Raw genomic sequence first — 18,007 nt, 5'->3', positions numbered from 1 at the left:
TGTTCTCGATTCTCCGGTATATTACTGAGCAACTCTTCACTAAAACATCGATTCAAATCCTGATCGAGGTATCGTCGGTTATTTGCCATCGCTAATTGGTTGGCCAATAAGGTTTTCGCTACAAAATGATTGCGCTCTAACTCTGTCGAACTTGCCTGTAAACGACGAATTAACTGAACGCCAGTACGCTCATTGCCGTGGGTACCGCCTACGATCAAAACTTGGATCATATATTTAATGCTAAAGAAGCTTGATTAGATTAAGAGAGAAGAAACAATATTATAATTTGACAGTTCAAATATTAAATAATGCCCGTAATTTTGTATAGGGCGCCGAGTAAGATCCTCAAGCATGGCCGTCTCAAACGATTAACGGACGAAATGGCTGGTTCAAGAGGACTGCAGCTGTCTCGAATGGAATGACGGCGGCTTCCGCTACTAGACACAAGCTTACTTTGGGAATAAGCAGCTGTCGTTGATAGGTTTAGCTCGCAACTACAAATTTTCTGACGTTAACTTAGGGATGTTCAGAGATACCTCGACAACAAAATATTGGGGCTCATATGCGCTTCCAAAGTTGATACGAAGTGGATAAAAATACCAGACATTGAATGACTGAGTTTGATCTGACATCGAATTTGCGTTGCCATAGTACTGCATGATTAACCTAATGAATCATAATAAGAAAGCAGCGGGCGAAAGTTAGCTATACCCTCATCATTCTAAATGCACCACGAAGTATCAAGATATCTAGCTTGTCCCATATTTTTACTCGGACCACCCTGTCACTCAAACTATAAAAATTTATGCTTTGTTTCTGTTATGGCCAATAATATAAAACTCAACAACCAACTCCTACCAACTAAACAAGGTCAAAAGGACTTTCGATATGGAAACCTATACGGTCTTTGAGCAATTTCTCCACTTGCTCTCAAACCAACCTGTCCTGACTCTATTCCTAATTATCGGGATTGGATATCTACTTGGCGATATCAGAATAGGGTCGTTTTCTCTCGGGCCTGTTGCAGGAGTGCTATTTGCAGGGCTTTTCCTAGGGCATTTTGGTTTTGAAATGTCACCCGGAGCCCAATCTGTGGGTTTTGCCTTATTCATTTTTTCAGTGGGATATCAAGCGGGACCAAGTTTTTTTGATGTACTCAGAACAGATGGTTTGAAGTATTTTCTTCTGGCTCTTGTGATCGCCACGACTGGTTTTGGCATCGCGATTACGGCGTCTTATATACTTGATATGTCACCTGGCACATCAGCCGGTTTGCTCTCTGGTGGTCTTACCAGTTCGCCTACACTTGCCGCCGCGCAAGAGGCGCTTAGGTCAGGCCAAGTCCTGCCACCTGAGGGGATTACAGTCGATGAGATGATCGGTAATGTTGCTACTGGTTATGCAATTACATACATCTTTGGCTTGGCTGGTCTCATTGCGATTATCAAAATGCTTCCACAACTCCTCGGGATAAATCTCGCAGCCGAGGCAAAGCGTATGGAGGAAGCCAGACAAGGTAGTGATGACTATAATATTGGTAATATCTCTGCTCGAGTTTACCGACTAACAAATGAATCTCTTACCAAAGTCCCTGTTGCGGATTTGGCTGAAAAATACTGGGACAAACGATCCGTTGTTAGAGTGCGCCGAAACGGTGAGGTCTTGGCCAGCAACCCCAACATCAGGTTACAGCTAGACGACGAAATTCTAATTCTTGGCACCGCGGAATATTTCACAGAAATTCTTGCTGATGTGGGCCAAGAAATTACTCCGGAAAAGAATACTGATGCTTTAATCGATACCGCTCAAATCGTAGTCATCAATCCTGCTATCACAGGCAAAAAACTATCAGATATCAAGTTACCCCAGCAATACGGCGTGCTGCTTAAAAAGCTTACTCGCACGCGCGTAGAAATCCCATGTGATCCCGATATTGAATTAAAAAAAGGCGACATTCTTACCGTAACTGGTTTGGGTGAATACATTGACCTGCTGGGTAAGGACCTTGGGCACGTTGAACGTGCAATGATGGAAACAGATATGGTGACCTTTTCGTTCGGGATCGCTATCGGCGTATTGATTGGCTTGTTTGCCGTTAACATTGGTAACCTCTCGATTGGACTTGGTTCCGCAGGAGGCCTACTGGCATCCGGTTTAGCAATTGGTTATCTGAGGAGTGTGAAACCTACTTTTGGACGTATGCCTGACGCAGCTAGATGGTTTTTGATGGAGTTCGGTTTATTACTATTTATGGCGGGAGTTGGACTGCGAGCCGGCGCCGACATTATCGAGACGCTTGCAGCCGCAGGCCCAACATTAATTTTAGCCGGCATCGTGGTAACAACCGTCCCCATTGCTGCTGGTTACGCATTTGGGCGCTTGGTATTAAAGATCCACCCTGTTTATTTACTGGGGGGAATCACCGGTTCCATGACCAGTGGTGCATCATTGAGCGTCGTTACAAAGGCAGCAAACAGCAGCTTGCCCTCGCTTGGTTATACTGGAGCCTATGCTTTTGCAAATGTTTTACTAACAGTTGCTGGCAGTATCATACTTTATTTTTAGTTAACGAGACTGCCAAAAACGTTTCTGCAACCACCAGAAGGGAAACTCAATGCGAGTTATCCCTAAGACTTATTTTTATCCACTTTCAACAACAAGGCCGGCAAAAAGAGGAAGTTACAAATTAAGGCGATCGTGATGGTAATCTCCACCACCAGACTCACATAATGCAACTTGCAATGCTCTCCCGCACTTTTTCCTAAACTTTCAGCGAGTTCAGAATCACAGAAAAAAGGTCACAGGTCTATTTCTACAGGTCTCGTAGCGAACTTTCTTTCAAAGGTCCGCGAACCTCTTAATGCGTGCTTCAAGAGGAAAGGAGGCTTTAGGCTTGTATGCTTGCAAGACTGCTTCTCCTAGGGAGGAGGCTAAGTACAAGGCCGCTTGCTTGCGGGCACTTAACCTAAGCCTTATTCGGCGCACTATGCAGGCTCTAAAAGCTCACCACGCAATACGTTGATGCTCTTGGGCGCTGAACTAACCTTGCATTGTTTGCCTTGAAAGGCGTGCAAGAGTATTTCGATTTGCTCGCCGTGCATTGAATAAAGTGAACACGATGATAGAAGTACAGTCAGAGTGAGAAACGTTCTCTTAAAAAGTGCGCTACGCCATCTTGATGGTGATGGCCTATAACTTCGTTGGCCAACTTTTTAATGACAGTTTTGGCGTTCTCGGGTGCATAACACTCATCTGCTAAATTAAACATTGTCTCATCGTTGTAACTGTCACCAAAACATATGACGTTGCTGGCACCTAGTTGCTCTTTTAAGGACTTCACGGCACTACCTTTGTTGGCTAATCGATGATGGACATCCATCCAACTATAATGATCGCCCTCTATAGCCGTGCCAGAGTAAGCAACTATTGAGTCAAACTCATTAAAATACTGCCAAAGCACCTGTATCAGATCGGTATCTCCGATCATGCTGATATTGGTAACTCGGCAATGTGTTTCAAACTCAGAAAGCGGCCTGAGTTTGAGATTGCTCTTCGCGTAGTAATTATCCACGAGGTCTTTTTCAATTTGTCGTTGAAGAGTGGGATAAAAAATAGTGTGTTGATGAAGACTATCTATGGTGTTGATAAATGGAGCTACCCCTTTCGAAAGTGAAAAATCAACAATAGTGTCAATGTCATTTTGACTGAGTAGATTATCCAAAGTTAGAGATTGGTGTTTCGGATCCCAGAGGGCTACGCCATTGCAGTAAATATGCGGCAGGTCAAAGTCATAGACATGAATAATTTGTTGGGCTGATGACATTGTTCTCCCCGTCGCCAAGGTGTGCGCAATACCTTTTTCCTTAAGCATCTGAAGAGTATCGAGAGTGAATGCAGATATTTCCGAAGATTTATTCAGTAAGGTGCCGTCTAAATCAAAAAATACTAAGTCCATTAAAGCTAGCCAAGTTCGTAAATTATAGTTACGCAGACCATCTCATTTTTGTTCACTTAGTGCAGTAATTCCCCATGATGAGCGGTTGGCTAGCGATGGGGTCATAAAATAAGGATTTCTGATATCAACATGCTGCTCGAATATAAGTAGTTTGTATTTAAAAAAGTGTACGTATTCCGTCGTGGAAACTCGTGGATTCTAGACATTAGCGGCGGTTAGAGAGCGCCGTTTCGATGGCTAACGAAAAGACTGCTTCTGCTCGCAAGCGTACATCGGATTATACTTTACCTATCATTTAATCCGATCTTTGCCTCATAGATCGATCAGGGCCACCCTTTTCGCGTATTTCACTTATTGGTCCTCACCGGATTGAGCTACTCATACAACTAGAATAGATCTTTCACCCTGTCTTATTGGTTCTGAGTAACAACAAATAGTTAGAGCATTGCTACGCGATTAGTCGGTATCGCCTTCGACACCTTCGTGCGACAAGTTACCGGAAAGCTCGGATTGAATTTCATCAAGGCTCTCTTTCTCGACGGCGATGATCTCGCCGCTAATAGCATTTACCTCAATTTCATAAGCTTGATCTTTCGTTCGGATGAATACGTCCCACTGAGTGTCAGGCTCGTCAAACCGAATGCCTATAACTTCTATATCTAGCGCACCAAGTGCATTTTCGATTGCTTGTTCTTCACTAATGTGAGTTGACTCTTCTACAGCATAAGTTAAAGCTCCTAAAACGCTAGCGGCAACAAAAACGATACTGCCTAAAATTTTATTCTGCATCGATAGCTCCTGACCTGTTATAAGTTATTGATTAAAATTAGAACTGTCCAATCCCCGAACTTTTACCTACCCCGACTAAGGGAGCCTTGATCTCAGCTTAGCTTCCATTACCAATCTGATCACTAAATTAAAACCTACTAAACCGAATGTGAATGAAATGTGCACGAGCGCTCTAAGCGCTGATCAGCAACGAACGTATTTGTTCACTCTTTGTTCATATTTAGAAAGTTACTATGATTCCATTGTTCAATCAATGAGGCTTAAAAATGAAATGTTTTTTACCCTCTACAGTACTATTTTGCTGTTCATCAGTGGTGGTACTAAACCTTGCCAATGCCAACGAAGTTGACTTACGGTCAACTCCATTTAGTAATTATCTGCAAGAAAGCTTTGATGATTATTTAAAAGAATGAACAGCGTTTCAAATAGTGATTTGCCATAAGGGAATCTTGGTGATTGTCCTGCTTCAACCACTTTGATGATGTGCATAGACAGAACGGTTAAGCCGATATTCATCGCTGAATAAACGGCATCAAATAGGATCATGCCAGAGCCGCTGACGATGCCTAATACCAATCCAAAAACGGCAAAGAATGTTGATGCAAATACTGAGAGTAAGAGAATTCTTTGTTCGCTCATGATGAAAAGTACTCGCTCAAAAACTCTGGAATGATGTGCGTTTTAAAATGCTCATAATATGCCGATTCGAATTGTGCTTGATTCCAGGTCCTGCCGAATGTGATCTCTGAAGAGCCAGCTTCATAGCATTCTACGTCAATGATGCTGTTGCTATTCTTGCAGATAGCGGTGACAGATTTACGAGCATAGATACCTTGATCAACGCACTCGTAAGCGTCTAATAAATTTAAGGTTTCTGGGTCAACGTTGTATAAAATTTTTCCGGTTACGGAAGCGTTTTTATCGGGTACGATAATTGGAGAAGACCCAAAACCTTCTTTTAATAAAATGCAGCGGCGATAACCATGTAATGTAGCTGGCGTCATTTGCCATTCCTTCTTGGTTAACTGCGCGAGAAGTTCGGGATACATTAATGTGCCGTATGCAAAAATATTCATGGTCTTCAATGCTTAAGGGTTGTAGTAACAATGTTTTCAATAGATGCCATAAATCACGCTGATTGGTCTCGTATCATGGATATTCAGCACAAAGCGTATGCGGACGACTATCCTGAATCAGTAGACGTGCTCAAAGCGAAATGGCTGCTTGCACCTGAGACGTGTTTAGCTATTCGTAATGACGAGGACTTGCTCGGATATTGTTTAGCGCATCCCTGGCCGATTAATGACACGCCTAAATTACATGTTGAGCTTAATGCTCTGCCGGAAACTGATGATCTATTCATACATGATCTGGCTTTGCACCCTGATGCAAGAGGTCAGGGGGCAGCCAAAGAACTCGTCTTAAGTGTGCTAAATATTGCACGCTTGAATCATTATAAGCAAGTGCATTTGGTGGCCGTACAAGGCTCAGAACAGTTTTGGTGCTCTTTTGGGTTTGAGATTTTGGCGGAGAGCCAGATTAGTGCAGGCTACGGAGATGAGGCCCTGTATATGTCTGTGCACCTTAAGTGAACGAGCTAGAAGGTTGATGCATTTTCGTGGTGCGTAAATATGGCTTTGTGTGTATTGTTTAAGGTGTGCGATTTATCAAACGTGAACTCTGACCGGTTTAATGTTTGTGAACTGATTAGTATTAGGATGTGCTGTTGCATAAATTGAACGCTTCTGTTTGATATAGTGACAACTTGGCAGCATCTTTGCATGCATAATAAAAAGCCGAAGAGCGATTGTTGTTTTTGGAGAAAATCATGGCGCCATCATTTGCCGATGATAAAAAAAATGTTCACCTATCTATTTCTCAAGTTGTTAAAGATTTTGATGGTTTCAAAGCTGTCAACGACGTTAGCTTAGATATCTATCAAGGAGAAATTTTCGCTCTGCTTGGTGCTTCTGGTTGTGGTAAATCTACTTTATTAAGAATGTTGGCAGGTTTTGAAAAGCCTACTTCTGGTGACATCATTCTTGATGGTCAAAGTATGTTGGATGTTCCTCCTTATGAGCGTCCGGTTAATATGATGTTTCAATCCTACGCTTTATTCCCTCATATGACGGTCGAGCAAAATATTGCCTTTGGTCTGAAGCACGATAATCTCTCAAAACCTGCGATTGCCAATAAAGTCGAAGAAGTATTAAACCTTGTTCGTATGACGGAATATGCGAAGCGAAAACCGCATCAATTATCTGGGGGGCAACAGCAACGTGTTGCGCTAGCGCGTAGCTTGGCTAAAGAGCCTAAGTTACTCCTGTTGGATGAGCCAATGGGTGCCTTAGATAAAAAACTGCGTACTCAAATGCAGCTTGAAATTGTCGATATCTTAGAGGCTGTTGAGGTGACATGCGTGATGGTAACGCATGACCAAGAAGAAGCGATGACTATGGCTTCTCGCGTCGGCATTATGGATCAAGGTGTGATTCGCCAAGTGGGCGAGCCAGTGGATGTATACGAGCATCCGAATAGCCGAATGACGGCAGAATTTATTGGCTCTGTGAATATTTTTGAAGGGACGCTATCAAAAGATGAGTCTGATCATGCTGAGTTAATCTGTGATGATTTGACCGTTGCCATTCATGCCTCGCATGGTGTGGTAGGTAGTTTGGGTATGCCAATGGCCTACGCAGTCAGACCTGAGAAAATCCAAATTAAGCGCCGTGCCCCAGATCAGCCTTGTAACTGGGCGAAGGGTACGATTAAAGATATTGCTTATCTTGGAAGCCATTCGATTTATCACGTTGAACTAGCAAACGGAAAAATTGTACTCGTATCAATGGCCAACAGTGATCGTTGGTCAGAAGTTGATGATGGTCCGCGCCTAAGTTGGGAAGATGAGGTGTATGTATACTGGGCTGACGATAGCGGAGTTATGCTGAACTCATGAATATCGCCCAAGTATTTACTCAAACACTGAAACAATCGGGCAAGAAACTGGTCGTTCTGTTACCGTTTTCTTGGCTGCTTGTCTTCTTCTTAATTCCCTTTCTGATTGTTCTCCAGATCTCTTTTAGTGAGTCGCGCATAGCGCAGCCGCCGTTTACGGACCTCACTAGTTTTGTTGATGACGTTTATACGATTAGTCTTAACTTATTCAATTACATTGATTTGTACGAATATGATCTTTATTTGAGTGGCTATATTAGTTCCGTGAAAATTGCGTTCACGGCTACAACCTTATGTTTGCTGATTGGTTACCCGATTGCTTATGCGATTGCGAAGTTGCCCCCGCACACTAGAAACCTCGCGTTGATGCTCGTCATCCTTCCATCTTGGACATCATTCCTTATTCGTATTTACGCTTGGATCGGTATATTGAAGCAAAACGGTCTAATCAATAATGCCTTGATGGGATTAGGTGTGATCGAGCAGCCTCTAGAAATTTTGCATACTCCGATAGCGGTTTACATCGGTATTGTGTATGCCTACTTACCGTTTATGGTGTTACCGATTTATACAAACCTTGTGAAGCACGATTCGAGTTTATTGGAAGCGGCTGCTGATCTTGGTGCAAGACCAATTGGTTCATTCTTCAAAATTACCTTGCCTTTGTCTGTCTCGGGCATTGTTGCAGGCTCAATGCTGGTGTTTATTCCATCCGTCGGTGAGTTTGTTATCCCTGAATTGTTGGGCGGTCCAGATACCTTGATGATTGGTAAATTGCTTTGGAGTGAGTTCTTCAATGCGCGTAACTGGCCTGGAGCATCTGCGGTGGCAGTAGTTATGTTGCTGTTACTTATTTTGCCGATCACGATCTTCCAGCGTTATCAGGCAAAAGATTTAGAGGAGCAGGCTAATGAGCACTAACAAGACCAATAAATTGTCTTGGGCAATCTTATTAGGTGGGTTTGCTTTTCTATACCTCCCGATTTTTATATTGATTGTCTACTCGTTCAATGAGTCGCGTTTGGTGACAGTTTGGGCAGGATTTTCGACAAAATGGTACGGCGAGCTATTTGAAGACGAACAAATGATGAGTGCCGTTTGGATGAGTTTGAAAATTGCATTTTTAAGTGCGAGTGCTGCGGTGGCATTAGGCACCTTGGCCGCGATCGCCTTAGTGCGATCGGGCGCATTTAAAGGCAAAACGCTGTTTACCGGAATGATTACTGCACCCTTGGTCATGCCGGAAGTAATTACGGGTTTGTCGCTTTTACTCTTGTTTGTAACGATGTCGCAAGTACTTGGTTGGCCTGAGGGGCGTGGTAGCTTAACGATCTGGATTGCCCATACAACCTTTAACATGGCTTATGTGGCTGTGGTTGTGTCTGCAAGATTACGCGAGCTTGATCGACGTTTAGAAGAAGCTGCGATGGATCTTGGTGCTAACAAATTACAAGTGTTTATCTACATCACTTTACCAATTGTTGCGCCAGCATTATTGGCTGGATGGCTATTGGCATTTACTTTGTCGCTCGATGATTTAGTAATCGCGAGTTTCGTATCGGGGCCAGGTTCTACAACCTTACCAATGGTGGTGTTCTCTAGTGTTCGATTAGGTGTGAGTCCAAAAATAAATGCATTAGCGACATTACTTGTTTTGGCCGTGGCAATGGCGGCCTTTATCGCATGGTGGTTCATGCGAAGAAATGAATTGCAAAGACAAAAGGAAATTCGCTCGGCATTTAGTCAATAAGCGAATGGGGCATAGATAAGACATTGATGTGTTCCAGAAAGGAAAATGACTCGGCAGAGCAGTTAAGGCAGAGTTAATTAAGATCTTCTTAAGGTGTAATCGAGGGAAAATTATGAAAGCAATAAAAAAACTAGCGTTGGCAACAGCGTGTGCGGTGGCTACAACAGGCGCTATGGCCGAAGAGAAAGTATTAAACGTTTATAACTGGTCTGACTATATCGCTGAAGATACTTTAGCGAATTTTGAAGCCGAGACTGGTATTAAGGTCGTTTACGATGTCTTCGATAGTAACGATGTTCTGGAAGCAAAACTGCTTTCAGGCAAGACTGGTTATGATGTTGTTGTGCCTTCAGCGACATTCTTGGCGCGTCAAATTCAAGCCGGAGTTTTCCAGCCACTTGATAAGTCAAAACTTCCGCAGTATGAAAATCTCGATGCACCGATGATGGAAAAGTTGACTTCGCATGATCCAGACAATGCTTACTCTATTCCTTACCTTTGGGGTACTACAGGCATTGGTATCAATGTGGGACAAGTTACAGAGCGTTTAGGCGAAGACATGCCTGCTGATTCATGGGATCTGGTTTTCAACCCAGAGATTGCGGCTAAATTAGCTGACTGTGGTATCACAATGCTTGATGCGTGGGACGAAGTTGTTCCAACCGTATTGAACTACTTGGGCGAAGACCCTAAATCAACTGATACAGCGCTTTTGAACGGCAAAGTAAAAGACACCCTTAGTGCAGTTCGTCCACACATTCGTTACTTCCACTCTTCGCAATATATCAACGACCTAGCAAATGGTGATGTGTGTGTGACAGTCGGTTGGTCTGGCGACATTCTTCAAGCGATGGATCGTGCTGACGAAGCTGAAAATGGCGTTGAAGTATCTTACGTAATTCCTAAGGAAGGCGCAGGTCTTTGGTTTGATATGCTCGCGATTCCTAAGGATGCAAGCCACCCAGAAAATGCACACAAGTTCTTAGACTTCTTGATGCGTAAAGATGTGATGGCGGGTATCTCAAACTACGTTTGGTATCCAAATGCGATCCCTGGCTCTAAGGAAATGATTGATGAGGAAATTACATCTGACCCATCAATTTACCCAACGCCAGAAGTAGAAAAGAATCTTTTCACTTTTCCTGTTTATGCTCCTAAATTTGACCGTGCCGGTTCACGCATGTGGACAGCGCTTAAGAGCGGCAAATAATACGAGCAGTGAATTGATACCTATGAAGAGCTAGTAAGGCTTCTTATACATAGGGAACTTCTAGGCCTCCATTGTTTCAATGGGGGCTTTTTTATTTTTAGACTTATCGAGCGCCCAATAGAGATGGCTTAAAAATTCTTAGGGTGGACTCATCGCACTTATTTTAGACAAAAAAATACCCGCGCCAGATTGTGCGGGTATTCGTTATTGATTGAAGTGTTTTACTTGAACTTCTCGAGCAAAAGGTAGTACCACATGCCAATGGCTAAGAACTGATTGCCGAGCCACTCAGAACCCGGTACGCGGATGTGAGAGCATTGAGCGAAGGTATCAAATTCATTCAGATGACCAGTGATGGCATTAGCCATAATTTCGGAGACAATGTGGCTTGTTGCGATACCATGTCCAGAGTAGCCTTGCGCATAAAAAACGTTTTCAGATAGCTTTCCGAGCTGAGGAATGCGGTTGATAACGATGCCCATCATGCCGCTCCACTGATAGTCGATGCCAACGCCTTTGAGGGCAGGGAAGGTGCGTTCAATCGCAGGTCTTAATTCAGCAGCTATATCTCGTGAAGGCTTGCCGCTATAATTTGCGCCACCTCCGAATAGGAGACGTTTGTCTGCTGTCATGCGGTAATAGTCGAGCACGAAACGACAATCATACACAGCAAGATCTTTCGGGTTTATTTGCTCAGCTAACTCGCCTAAGGGCTCAGTAGCAACAATACCTCCTGCCGCAGGGAAGATCTTTCCACTCATTTTGCTACGTTGAAGACGATGATAAGCGTTGCCGGCTAACAAGACGGTATTTGCTGTGACGACACCATTCTCGGTAATAACTTGAGGGCGTTGGCCCTGCTTGATGTCCATAACCAGTGTGTTCTCGAATATTTGTACGCCTAGTTGTTGAGCGGCAGCAGCTTCTCCCAAGCATAGATTGAGAGAATGCAGATGCATGTTCTTTTTATTGTAGAGCGCGCCGTGATAGATCTCTGTCTCTAGGTAGTCAGGAATATCGTTCTTCAGTAGAAGCTTGACCTGGTCTCCCATGCCATTTGCGAGAGCTAAGTCGTAACTTGCTTGGAGTTCTTTCATGTGGCTTGGTTTATAAGCTGCATGTAAATGGCCATATTTCAGGTCGCAATCGATATTATATTTTTGAACGCGTTCTTTAATGATGTCATGACCACGCCAACGCAGATTCCAAATAAAGTCATCGACATCTTTGCCTAGTTTGTTACGCATTTGCTTACGCATTGCTTCGTCGCCAGACAAACTACCGGTAACTTGACCTCCGTTACGTCCGGTCGCCCCCCAAGCAATTTTGTTCGCTTCTAATAACGCAACGTTCAAGCCTTTTTCTGCGAGCTCAAGTGCTGTATTCACACCGGTGAAGCCACCGCCGACGATCGCAACATCAACATCGATTGCTTGGTTTAGGCTCGGGTAATCGCTTTCTTGGTTGACTGTAGCGGTATAGTACGCGCCGCATCGTGCGGTATTTGGAGATGAATGAGACATGAATAAACCGTTTGATATATTTTACAAAATGTGTGCAGTTTTGCACGATTAAGAGGTTGTGACAAGTAATAGTTTGTATGCGGTTTGAGGAGGGAGAGGGTAACTATAATGTGAAGTTTAGGGGCCGATTTTTCGACCCCTAAATATTAATCAGACCTTCTTTAACTACGCGCTTTTCTTAATATCTTTCATCGCTAGTGCAGAAGCTGGCGATACATAAGCGTATCCAAGTGCTTCAGCGACGGGTTCGTTAGTAACCATGCCTTTGTGGACGTTAAGCCCCTCGAGTAAATGTGCGTTTTCTGTCAGCGCATGTACGCCTTTGTTTGCCAATGAAATCGCGTATGGAAGTGTCGCATTGGTCAATGCAAAGGTTGAGGTTCTAGCGACACCGCCAGGCATATTCGCTACACAGTAGTGAACAATGCCATCTACCTCATATGTAGGGTTTTCATGCGTTGTTGCTTTTGATGTTTCGAAACAGCCGCCCTGATCAATCGCGACATCCACCAAGACAGCGCCTTTCTTCATGTCTTTAAGCATGTCGCGGGTAATGAGCTTAGGAGCTGCTGCGCCAGGAATCAGCACGGCGCCGACCACTAGGTCTGCGTTTTTAATGTGTTTTTCGATTGCATCTGCGGTGCTGTATACAGTGTTCATTTGCGAGCCGTAGATGTCATCAATTTGCTTCAAGCGCTCAATGCTACGGTCAAGGATAGTTACGTTAGCGCCAAGTCCAGAAGCCATACGAGCTGCGTTTAGACCTACAACTCCGCCACCAATGACAACCACACTTGCAGGTTCTACGCCCGGAACGCCGCCGAGTAGCATGCCATTACCGCCTTGTGCTTTCTCAAGAGTATGCGCGCCGGCTTGGATAGACATGCGGCCTGCTACTTCTGACATTGGTGCAAGTAAAGGTAGGCCGCCTTTGTCATCGGTAATTGTTTCGTATGCAACTGCTGTCACGCCAGATTTTAAAAGAAGTTCAGTTTGCTTTGGGTCTGGAGCCAGGTGTAGATATGTGAAAAGAAGCTGATCTTCTCGCAGGAGCGCGCATTCTTGTGGTTGAGGCTCTTTTACTTTGATAATCATTTCAGCTTGCGCAAACACATCTTCTGCAGTCGCTACAATTTGTGCGCCTGCCGCAATATATTGCTCATCTTCTAAGCCAATGCCGGCGCCTGCACTTTTTTGCACAATAACAGAGTGGTTGTTTGCGATAAGCTCTTTTACACCCGCTGGCGTTAAGCCAACGCGGTATTCGTGATTTTTAATCTCTTTTGGTACACCGATAAGCATGTTCTCTTCCTCTTGATTCGTGTCATGTTCAAATACGAATAATGTTAGAGAAGAACGAACAGAATTATCTTCTTAATTGTAGCTCGAAAGAAAATTTTTCAGGCTAACCGTCTGTTATTTATATTTTTATTGGTTATATGTTCTTTATTATTTAATTTGAGAAGCATGTAATGATTTTATTAGATCGATAAATCTAAGGTCTCTTTGACTTGCTCCATCACTACATAAGACGTTGATTCTAAGACTCCAGGTAAGGTTAAAAGTGTTTCCCCCAGAAAAATTCGGTAGGCATTCATATCGTTTACTCGCGCTTTGATTAGGTAGTCAAAGTTACCCGACACTAAGTAGCACTCTTGCACTTGTTCAAGTGCTTGGGCCGCGGCATTGAAGCGTTTGAAAATATCGTCACTGGTTCTGTTCAAGCGAATTTGAACAAACACTAGTAGAGATGCGCCTAAGGCTTCTGGATCGAGCTGAGCGTGATAACCTTTGATGATGCCCTCGCGCTCGAGCTTTTTTACACGTTCAAAGCATGGCGAACTAGACAAGCCTACGCGCCGCGCCAGTTCAGCAAAACTAATACGCGCATCGTTTTGTAATTCGCGCAATATTTTTAGGTCGATCTTACTGAGCTGCATGATTAATCTCCTTTATTCATTGGGTCATGAAGTCTATTTTAGATGATTATGCCAATGAATGGATATAGTGCAGAATAAATGGCTGAAACATCTAACAAGTGAAGATGCTACGTACACATCCTGCGACGCAATAAATTTGTTTTTCTTTGTAAATCCGATTTCAAAAATTGCTCGTAATAGCCGATATTAAACGGCTAATTATTCGAATATATCTTTCAATTGGCTTGTCTTACTCTTACGGCCAATGTTATTGATTCAGTGGAGATCACAATGCGGCATTTGAATTACAACCACTTGCTTTATTTTTGGACTGTTGCGAAAGAAGGTAGCGTTGCGAAAGCTGCCGATATCCTCCATTTGACGCCACAGACTATCAGTGGTCAGTTAAAAGTGCTCGAAGACAGTATCGGAGAACCTTTATTTCAGCGTGTTGGACGTGGACTCGCTATTACTGAGACTGGACGCGTTGTAGAGCAATATGCAGATGAGATCTTTTCTCTTGGGTCTGAACTGACTCAGCGAGTGAAGAGTAAGCAGCCAGGCACTCCCATTAATTTCAATGTTGGGATCGTAGACTCGATACCTAAGTTAATTGCATACAAGATTCTTGAGCCGGCTCTAAGTTTTGAGCAGCCGATCAAAATCGTTTGTATGGAGGGAAAGCTAGAGTCGTTGTTAGGAGACTTAGCCGTCCATAAACTTGATTTGATTTTGTCTGATCGAAGTATTCCAACAGGCTTAAATGTAAAAGCTTACAGTCATGAGTTAGGCGAAAGTGATTTGACCTTTTTTGGAACACCCGCCCTGTGCGCGCAATACGAAGGTTCATTCCCCAAATTCTTAGATAATGCGCCTGTTTTGTTGCCAGTGAATAATCATGTCTTGCGTCGCAGTCTCGATGATTGGTTCGATCGAGAAGGCATTATTCCGAAAATCGTCGCTGAATTTGATGATAGTGCATTACTCAAAGCTTTTGGCGAGGCAGGCGCGGGCTTCTTCCCAGCGCCAAGTGCTATGCGTCGACAAGTTGAAACAATGTATGGGGTAAAGGCAATTGGAGAAGTGTCTGATGTATCAGAGCACTTCTTCGTGATTTCGCCAGAGCGAAAGTTAAAACATCCTGCGGTGGTGTCGGTTACCGAAACCGCGCGTTCAAATCTAGCTTCGATCAACCAGTCTGAGCAACTGTTGTAGGCTCATTGATTCCTCGTATTCTACGCAGCATTGAGCGTCTCGCTTTGGCGAAGATCTGCTCGATCGCTGCGCCACAATTCTCAAGTTCGAGTGCAATAGATATCTTCTGACCATTCGCTGGTATTACATCGAGCTCACAGCGATATACGGTGTCTTGAACGCTCGTTTGTTTGTCAATAAATAGATTCACTGACTCAATATCGTCTACAAGACTCCCTAGATGGATGTTGTAATACAGATCTATAGTGCGTTCCCAATATGCCAATACTTTTTCGTTCACGTTTAGGTACAGCATTACGAGCCTCCTCTTCAGCGTTTAACCAATGCTACTGAATGCGAAATAGCTTCTTCCATCAGTTATTAATCAACGATGAGTTCGAATACTTCGATCAATAATTGTTCGCTTTTATGATCATTTTTTTCGTTCTTTCGAGACGAATAAATCTTCTTTTTTCGAAGTGACGTGGATGACAGGATGACACCTACGGTTCACAACGATGGAGACTCGTAAATGAAGACTGTACATAAATACCTTCTCGAGAATGAAGGCAAGGACACACCCTTAAAGCTTAAGGAAGGATTCAAGGTTCTTCACTGTCAGCGAGTATTTGTTGATAAAGCCATTTACTTGTGAGTAGAAGAACCTTTGCCGGCGGAAACGCCTTCGGTAAATGAGACCTTTCGCATTGTGAAATCTGGCGACCCTGTTCCCGTATTAAGTCAGCATGTTGCTACGACAGTCGATGTTTATGCTCCCGAGGCATATCACGTATTTCAGGTGTCTCGTCAGATTGTTTCGACTGGAAACGAAGCCCCATCCACCATAGCGCAAGAAGCTAAAGCACAGCTGTATTTACCATTGAGAGCTTAATTTTGGAGGCCTTTAAGAAAGTTAATTACTTCCTCTATTAATCATCTCCACCTTTAGCGTAAAGCAACTCCCTCAACGTGCTTTACGCTTTTTTTTGGATTCATTTTTATAGACAGAATTTATCGATGATTTAGAGATATATTCGACTTTTTTGGCGTACTACTGATGCGTATAAAGGATTGCTAAACAAGCTAACAATGGAGATCGTTGTGACAAAAGTTTTTCGATAGATGGTTCAGCATGATGCTGCTGGAGGTGTGTTGTTGATTTGTGCTGCCCTATTGGCCCTTATCATGGCTAATTCGGGCATCAACATGTTCTATAGCGACTTCCTTAACATGCCGGTTGTCTTGCAACTAGGTGGCTTTGAAATAGCGAAACCGCTGTTGCTATGGATCAATGACGGACTCATGGCTTTGTTCTTCTTCCTTATAGGTCTAGAAGTAAAACGTGAAATACTAGAAGGACATTTGTCATCGAAGGATCAAATTATTCTTCCTGGTATAGCGGCAATAGCAGGGATCGGTGCTCCGGCTTTAGTGTATGTATTTTTTAATACTGGCGATGAAATCGGGCTAAGAGGTTGGGCGATTCCTTCGGCGACCGATATTGCCTTTGCGCTGGGTTTGTTTAGCTTATTTGGTAAGAGCTTGCCTTTAACCTTAAAGCTGTTCTTACTGTCTGTGGCTATCTTCGATGACATTGGCGCAATCGTTATTATCGCTCTGTTTTATTCTGCGGATTTGTCAGGTCTTTCTTTGTCTGTGGCGGGATTTGGCTTAGTCGGATTGTTTATCTTGAACCGTTTAAAGGTGAGAGCGCAAGCTGCGTATATCAATCATAGGTGTGGTTGTCTGGACGGCCGTATTGAAGTCAGGCGTGCATGCGACGCTTGCTGGTTTCATCGTCGCTTGGTTTATACCTCTCAATGTGAAGACTGAGCACGGGCATTCCATGCTCAAGCAAATGGAGCATGGCATTCAGCCATGGGTCGCATTTTTCATCCTGCCTGTCTTTGCGTTCGCTAATGCGGGTGTGAACTTGGTAGGTATTGGAGTGGAAGACTTGTTCCATCCCGTTACGATTGGCATCGCACTTGGGCTATTTGTTGGTAAACAAATCGGTATTTTTGGTGTGTGTTGGTTAGCAATCAAGTCAGGTATTACATCGCTTCCTAAGGGAACGACTTGGTTACAACTCTATGNTGNNTGTATTCAAAACAAGAAAGCTGTTCAAACCTTTTGTAGAAGACGAATTAAGCGACCTAGCGGGAAATGACCTCAAACTCATCGCACATCCGCACACTGAAACGCCGTGCCCTGTTCAATTAGATCCGAAACAGCCAGTGACCTTAGCAATTGGTCCAGAGGGAGGATTTACAAAATATGAGGTCTCGAAATTTTACGAACAACAGTTTGAGTCTGTGCATCTAGGAGATCGGATCTTAAGGACTGAAACTGCCGTCCCAGCACTACTATCAAGGCTTTACCCAGCATAAGCTGAGCAAAGCCTTAGTCCTAACTATGAGTAGCTCTGTTGTGCTCGCAGGTCTGGCACCTCTTGTTCACGACTCTTCACAATTACTATCGATCCCATCACGGCTGACAACAACGAGCCTAACAAAACTCCTAGCTTAACGCTCTCTTGATATGCTGCATCCATGCATTCAAAAGCAAGCGACCCGATAAACAAACTCATCGTAAAACCTATGCCGCAAAGAATACACACACCATAGAGTTGTAACCAAGTCGTTCCCTTAGGAAGCGATGTAATACCTGACTTGATTGCTAACCAACACACACCAAAAATACCGATTTGTT

The 18,007-nt window shown here is 43.6% G+C and carries 21 protein-coding genes; 11 read left to right on the top strand and 10 right to left on the bottom strand.

Annotated features, from left to right (window positions below):
• A partial coding sequence (locus A3762_RS23470; protein WP_197469536.1) for a succinylglutamate desuccinylase/aspartoacylase family protein occupies positions 1-230 on the bottom strand: 230 nt, incomplete at its 3' end.
• Between the two features lie 658 nt (positions 231-888).
• Here A3762_RS23470 and A3762_RS23465 point away from each other — a divergent pair.
• Positions 889-2,565 carry an aspartate:alanine exchanger family transporter gene (locus A3762_RS23465; protein ID WP_068478907.1) on the top strand — a complete coding sequence of 559 codons (1,677 nt, stop codon included), beginning with the start codon at positions 889-891 and terminating at the stop codon, positions 2,563-2,565.
• A 568-nt stretch (positions 2,566-3,133) separates the two neighbouring features.
• On the opposite strand, the gene A3762_RS23460 is transcribed toward A3762_RS23465, so the two are convergent.
• The 4 genes from A3762_RS23460 to A3762_RS23445 all read right to left on the bottom strand — a co-directional run bounded on the left by A3762_RS23460 (position 3,134) and on the right by A3762_RS23445 (position 5,820).
• Positions 3,134-3,955, bottom strand: a complete 822-nt coding sequence (locus tag A3762_RS23460) for an HAD family hydrolase (RefSeq protein ID WP_068478910.1) — start codon at positions 3,953-3,955, stop codon at positions 3,134-3,136.
• Between the two features lie 456 nt (positions 3,956-4,411).
• Entirely contained in the window at positions 4,412-4,744 is a 333-nt protein-coding gene (locus tag A3762_RS23455) for a PepSY domain-containing protein (RefSeq protein WP_068478913.1), read from the bottom strand.
• Between the two features lie 366 nt (positions 4,745-5,110).
• A complete protein-coding gene (locus A3762_RS23450; protein ID WP_068478915.1) occupies positions 5,111-5,383 on the bottom strand; it encodes a cation transporter in 273 nt (90 codons plus the stop codon).
• Positions 5,380-5,820 (bottom strand): gamma-glutamylcyclotransferase family protein, encoded by a 441-nt coding sequence (locus tag A3762_RS23445; protein WP_068478918.1) that lies wholly within the window; start codon positions 5,818-5,820, stop codon positions 5,380-5,382. Before A3762_RS23445 ends, A3762_RS23450 begins: the two co-directional genes overlap by 4 nt.
• 30 nt (positions 5,821-5,850) lie before the next feature.
• On the opposite strand from A3762_RS23445, the gene A3762_RS23440 reads away from it, so the two are divergent.
• The 5 genes from A3762_RS23440 to A3762_RS23420 all read left to right on the top strand — a co-directional run bounded on the left by A3762_RS23440 (position 5,851) and on the right by A3762_RS23420 (position 10,659).
• Positions 5,851-6,336, top strand: coding sequence for a GNAT family N-acetyltransferase (locus A3762_RS23440; protein WP_068478920.1), 486 nt, complete (start codon positions 5,851-5,853; stop codon positions 6,334-6,336).
• Positions 6,337-6,572: 236 nt separating this feature from the next.
• Positions 6,573-7,700: an ABC transporter ATP-binding protein gene (locus A3762_RS23435; RefSeq protein WP_068757909.1), complete on the top strand. Its 1,128-nt coding sequence runs from the start codon at positions 6,573-6,575 to the stop codon at positions 7,698-7,700.
• A complete protein-coding gene (locus A3762_RS23430) occupies positions 7,697-8,620 on the top strand; it encodes an ABC transporter permease subunit (protein ID WP_068478926.1) in 924 nt (307 codons plus the stop codon). Before A3762_RS23435 ends, A3762_RS23430 begins: the two co-directional genes overlap by 4 nt.
• Positions 8,610-9,449 (top strand): ABC transporter permease subunit, encoded by an 840-nt coding sequence (locus tag A3762_RS23425; RefSeq protein WP_068478928.1) that lies wholly within the window; start codon positions 8,610-8,612, stop codon positions 9,447-9,449. Before A3762_RS23430 ends, A3762_RS23425 begins: the two co-directional genes overlap by 11 nt.
• A gap of 112 nt (positions 9,450-9,561) precedes the next feature.
• Positions 9,562-10,659: an extracellular solute-binding protein gene (locus A3762_RS23420; protein WP_068478930.1), complete on the top strand. Its 1,098-nt coding sequence runs from the start codon at positions 9,562-9,564 to the stop codon at positions 10,657-10,659.
• A 221-nt stretch (positions 10,660-10,880) separates the two neighbouring features.
• Here A3762_RS23420 and A3762_RS23415 read toward each other — a convergent pair whose 3' ends face one another.
• From A3762_RS23415 to A3762_RS23405, 3 genes are all read right to left on the bottom strand, one after another.
• Positions 10,881-12,182 carry an FAD-binding oxidoreductase gene (locus A3762_RS23415; RefSeq protein ID WP_068478122.1) on the bottom strand — a complete coding sequence of 434 codons (1,302 nt, stop codon included), beginning with the start codon at positions 12,180-12,182 and terminating at the stop codon, positions 10,881-10,883.
• Positions 12,183-12,347: 165 nt separating this feature from the next.
• On the bottom strand, positions 12,348-13,484 hold the full coding sequence (gene ald / locus A3762_RS23410; protein ID WP_068478120.1) for an alanine dehydrogenase: 1,137 nt from the start codon (positions 13,482-13,484) through the stop codon (positions 12,348-12,350).
• A 179-nt stretch (positions 13,485-13,663) separates the two neighbouring features.
• Complete coding sequence (locus tag A3762_RS23405; RefSeq protein ID WP_068481781.1) at positions 13,664-14,122, bottom strand: winged helix-turn-helix transcriptional regulator; 459 nt, start codon at positions 14,120-14,122, stop codon at positions 13,664-13,666.
• A 270-nt stretch (positions 14,123-14,392) separates the two neighbouring features.
• Between A3762_RS23405 and nhaR the strand changes: the two genes are divergently transcribed.
• A complete protein-coding gene (gene nhaR / locus A3762_RS23400) occupies positions 14,393-15,316 on the top strand; it encodes a transcriptional activator NhaR (protein WP_068757906.1) in 924 nt (307 codons plus the stop codon).
• On the opposite strand, the gene A3762_RS23395 is transcribed toward nhaR, so the two are convergent.
• The gene (locus A3762_RS23395) at positions 15,291-15,611 is read right to left on the bottom strand and encodes a hypothetical protein (RefSeq protein ID WP_068757901.1); all 321 of its coding nucleotides are present in this window, start codon (positions 15,609-15,611) and stop codon (positions 15,291-15,293) included. The genes nhaR and A3762_RS23395 overlap by 26 nt on opposite strands.
• Before the next feature lie 351 nt (positions 15,612-15,962).
• Here A3762_RS23395 and A3762_RS23390 point away from each other — a divergent pair, with 351 nt between their 5' ends.
• The 4 genes from A3762_RS23390 to A3762_RS26175 all read left to right on the top strand — a co-directional run bounded on the left by A3762_RS23390 (position 15,963) and on the right by A3762_RS26175 (position 17,685).
• The gene (locus A3762_RS23390) at positions 15,963-16,187 is read left to right on the top strand and encodes a hypothetical protein (RefSeq protein ID WP_068757900.1); all 225 of its coding nucleotides are present in this window, start codon (positions 15,963-15,965) and stop codon (positions 16,185-16,187) included.
• A gap of 230 nt (positions 16,188-16,417) precedes the next feature.
• A complete protein-coding gene (locus tag A3762_RS23385; RefSeq protein ID WP_068757898.1) occupies positions 16,418-17,128 on the top strand; it encodes a Na+/H+ antiporter NhaA in 711 nt (236 codons plus the stop codon).
• Positions 17,034-17,465 (top strand): Na+/H+ antiporter NhaA, encoded by a 432-nt coding sequence (locus tag A3762_RS28000; protein ID WP_369820717.1) that lies wholly within the window; start codon positions 17,034-17,036, stop codon positions 17,463-17,465. Before A3762_RS23385 ends, A3762_RS28000 begins: the two co-directional genes overlap by 95 nt.
• Positions 17,389-17,685: an RsmE family RNA methyltransferase gene (locus tag A3762_RS26175; RefSeq protein ID WP_082869324.1), complete on the top strand. Its 297-nt coding sequence runs from the start codon at positions 17,389-17,391 to the stop codon at positions 17,683-17,685. The genes A3762_RS28000 and A3762_RS26175 overlap by 77 nt, the downstream gene beginning before the upstream one ends.
• 23 nt (positions 17,686-17,708) lie before the next feature.
• Here A3762_RS26175 and A3762_RS23375 read toward each other — a convergent pair.
• A partial coding sequence (locus tag A3762_RS23375) for a Na+/H+ antiporter NhaA (RefSeq protein ID WP_197469534.1) occupies positions 17,709-18,007 on the bottom strand: 299 nt, incomplete at its 5' end.

Source organism: Oleiphilus sp. HI0125 (genome assembly GCF_001635355.1).
The sequence above is the reverse complement of the archived record's forward strand: the minus strand, read 5'-3'. Positions and strand labels throughout refer to the sequence as shown.

Bases quoted from the DNA above. Each gene is read 5' to 3' on its own strand.
- A3762_RS23465 (WP_068478907.1), top strand. From the start codon at position 889: ATGGAAACCTATACGGTCTTTGAGCAATTTCTCCACTTGCTCTCAAAC.
- A3762_RS23460 (WP_068478910.1), bottom strand. From the start codon at position 3,955: ATGGACTTAGTATTTTTTGATTTAGACGGCACCTTACTGAATAAATCT.
- A3762_RS23455 (WP_068478913.1), bottom strand. From the start codon at position 4,744: ATGCAGAATAAAATTTTAGGCAGTATCGTTTTTGTTGCCGCTAGCGTT.
- A3762_RS23450 (WP_068478915.1), bottom strand. From the start codon at position 5,383: ATGAGCGAACAAAGAATTCTCTTACTCTCAGTATTTGCATCAACATTC.
- A3762_RS23445 (WP_068478918.1), bottom strand. From the start codon at position 5,820: ATGAATATTTTTGCATACGGCACATTAATGTATCCCGAACTTCTCGCG.
- A3762_RS23440 (WP_068478920.1), top strand. From the start codon at position 5,851: ATGTTTTCAATAGATGCCATAAATCACGCTGATTGGTCTCGTATCATG.
- A3762_RS23435 (WP_068757909.1), top strand. From the start codon at position 6,573: ATGGCGCCATCATTTGCCGATGATAAAAAAAATGTTCACCTATCTATT.
- A3762_RS23430 (WP_068478926.1), top strand. From the start codon at position 7,697: ATGAATATCGCCCAAGTATTTACTCAAACACTGAAACAATCGGGCAAG.
- A3762_RS23425 (WP_068478928.1), top strand. From the start codon at position 8,610: ATGAGCACTAACAAGACCAATAAATTGTCTTGGGCAATCTTATTAGGT.
- A3762_RS23420 (WP_068478930.1), top strand. From the start codon at position 9,562: ATGAAAGCAATAAAAAAACTAGCGTTGGCAACAGCGTGTGCGGTGGCT.
- A3762_RS23415 (WP_068478122.1), bottom strand. From the start codon at position 12,182: ATGTCTCATTCATCTCCAAATACCGCACGATGCGGCGCGTACTATACC.
- ald (WP_068478120.1), bottom strand. From the start codon at position 13,484: ATGCTTATCGGTGTACCAAAAGAGATTAAAAATCACGAATACCGCGTT.
- A3762_RS23405 (WP_068481781.1), bottom strand. From the start codon at position 14,122: ATGCAGCTCAGTAAGATCGACCTAAAAATATTGCGCGAATTACAAAAC.
- nhaR (WP_068757906.1), top strand. From the start codon at position 14,393: ATGCGGCATTTGAATTACAACCACTTGCTTTATTTTTGGACTGTTGCG.
- A3762_RS23395 (WP_068757901.1), bottom strand. From the start codon at position 15,611: ATGCTGTACCTAAACGTGAACGAAAAAGTATTGGCATATTGGGAACGC.
- A3762_RS23385 (WP_068757898.1), top strand. From the start codon at position 16,418: ATGGTTCAGCATGATGCTGCTGGAGGTGTGTTGTTGATTTGTGCTGCC.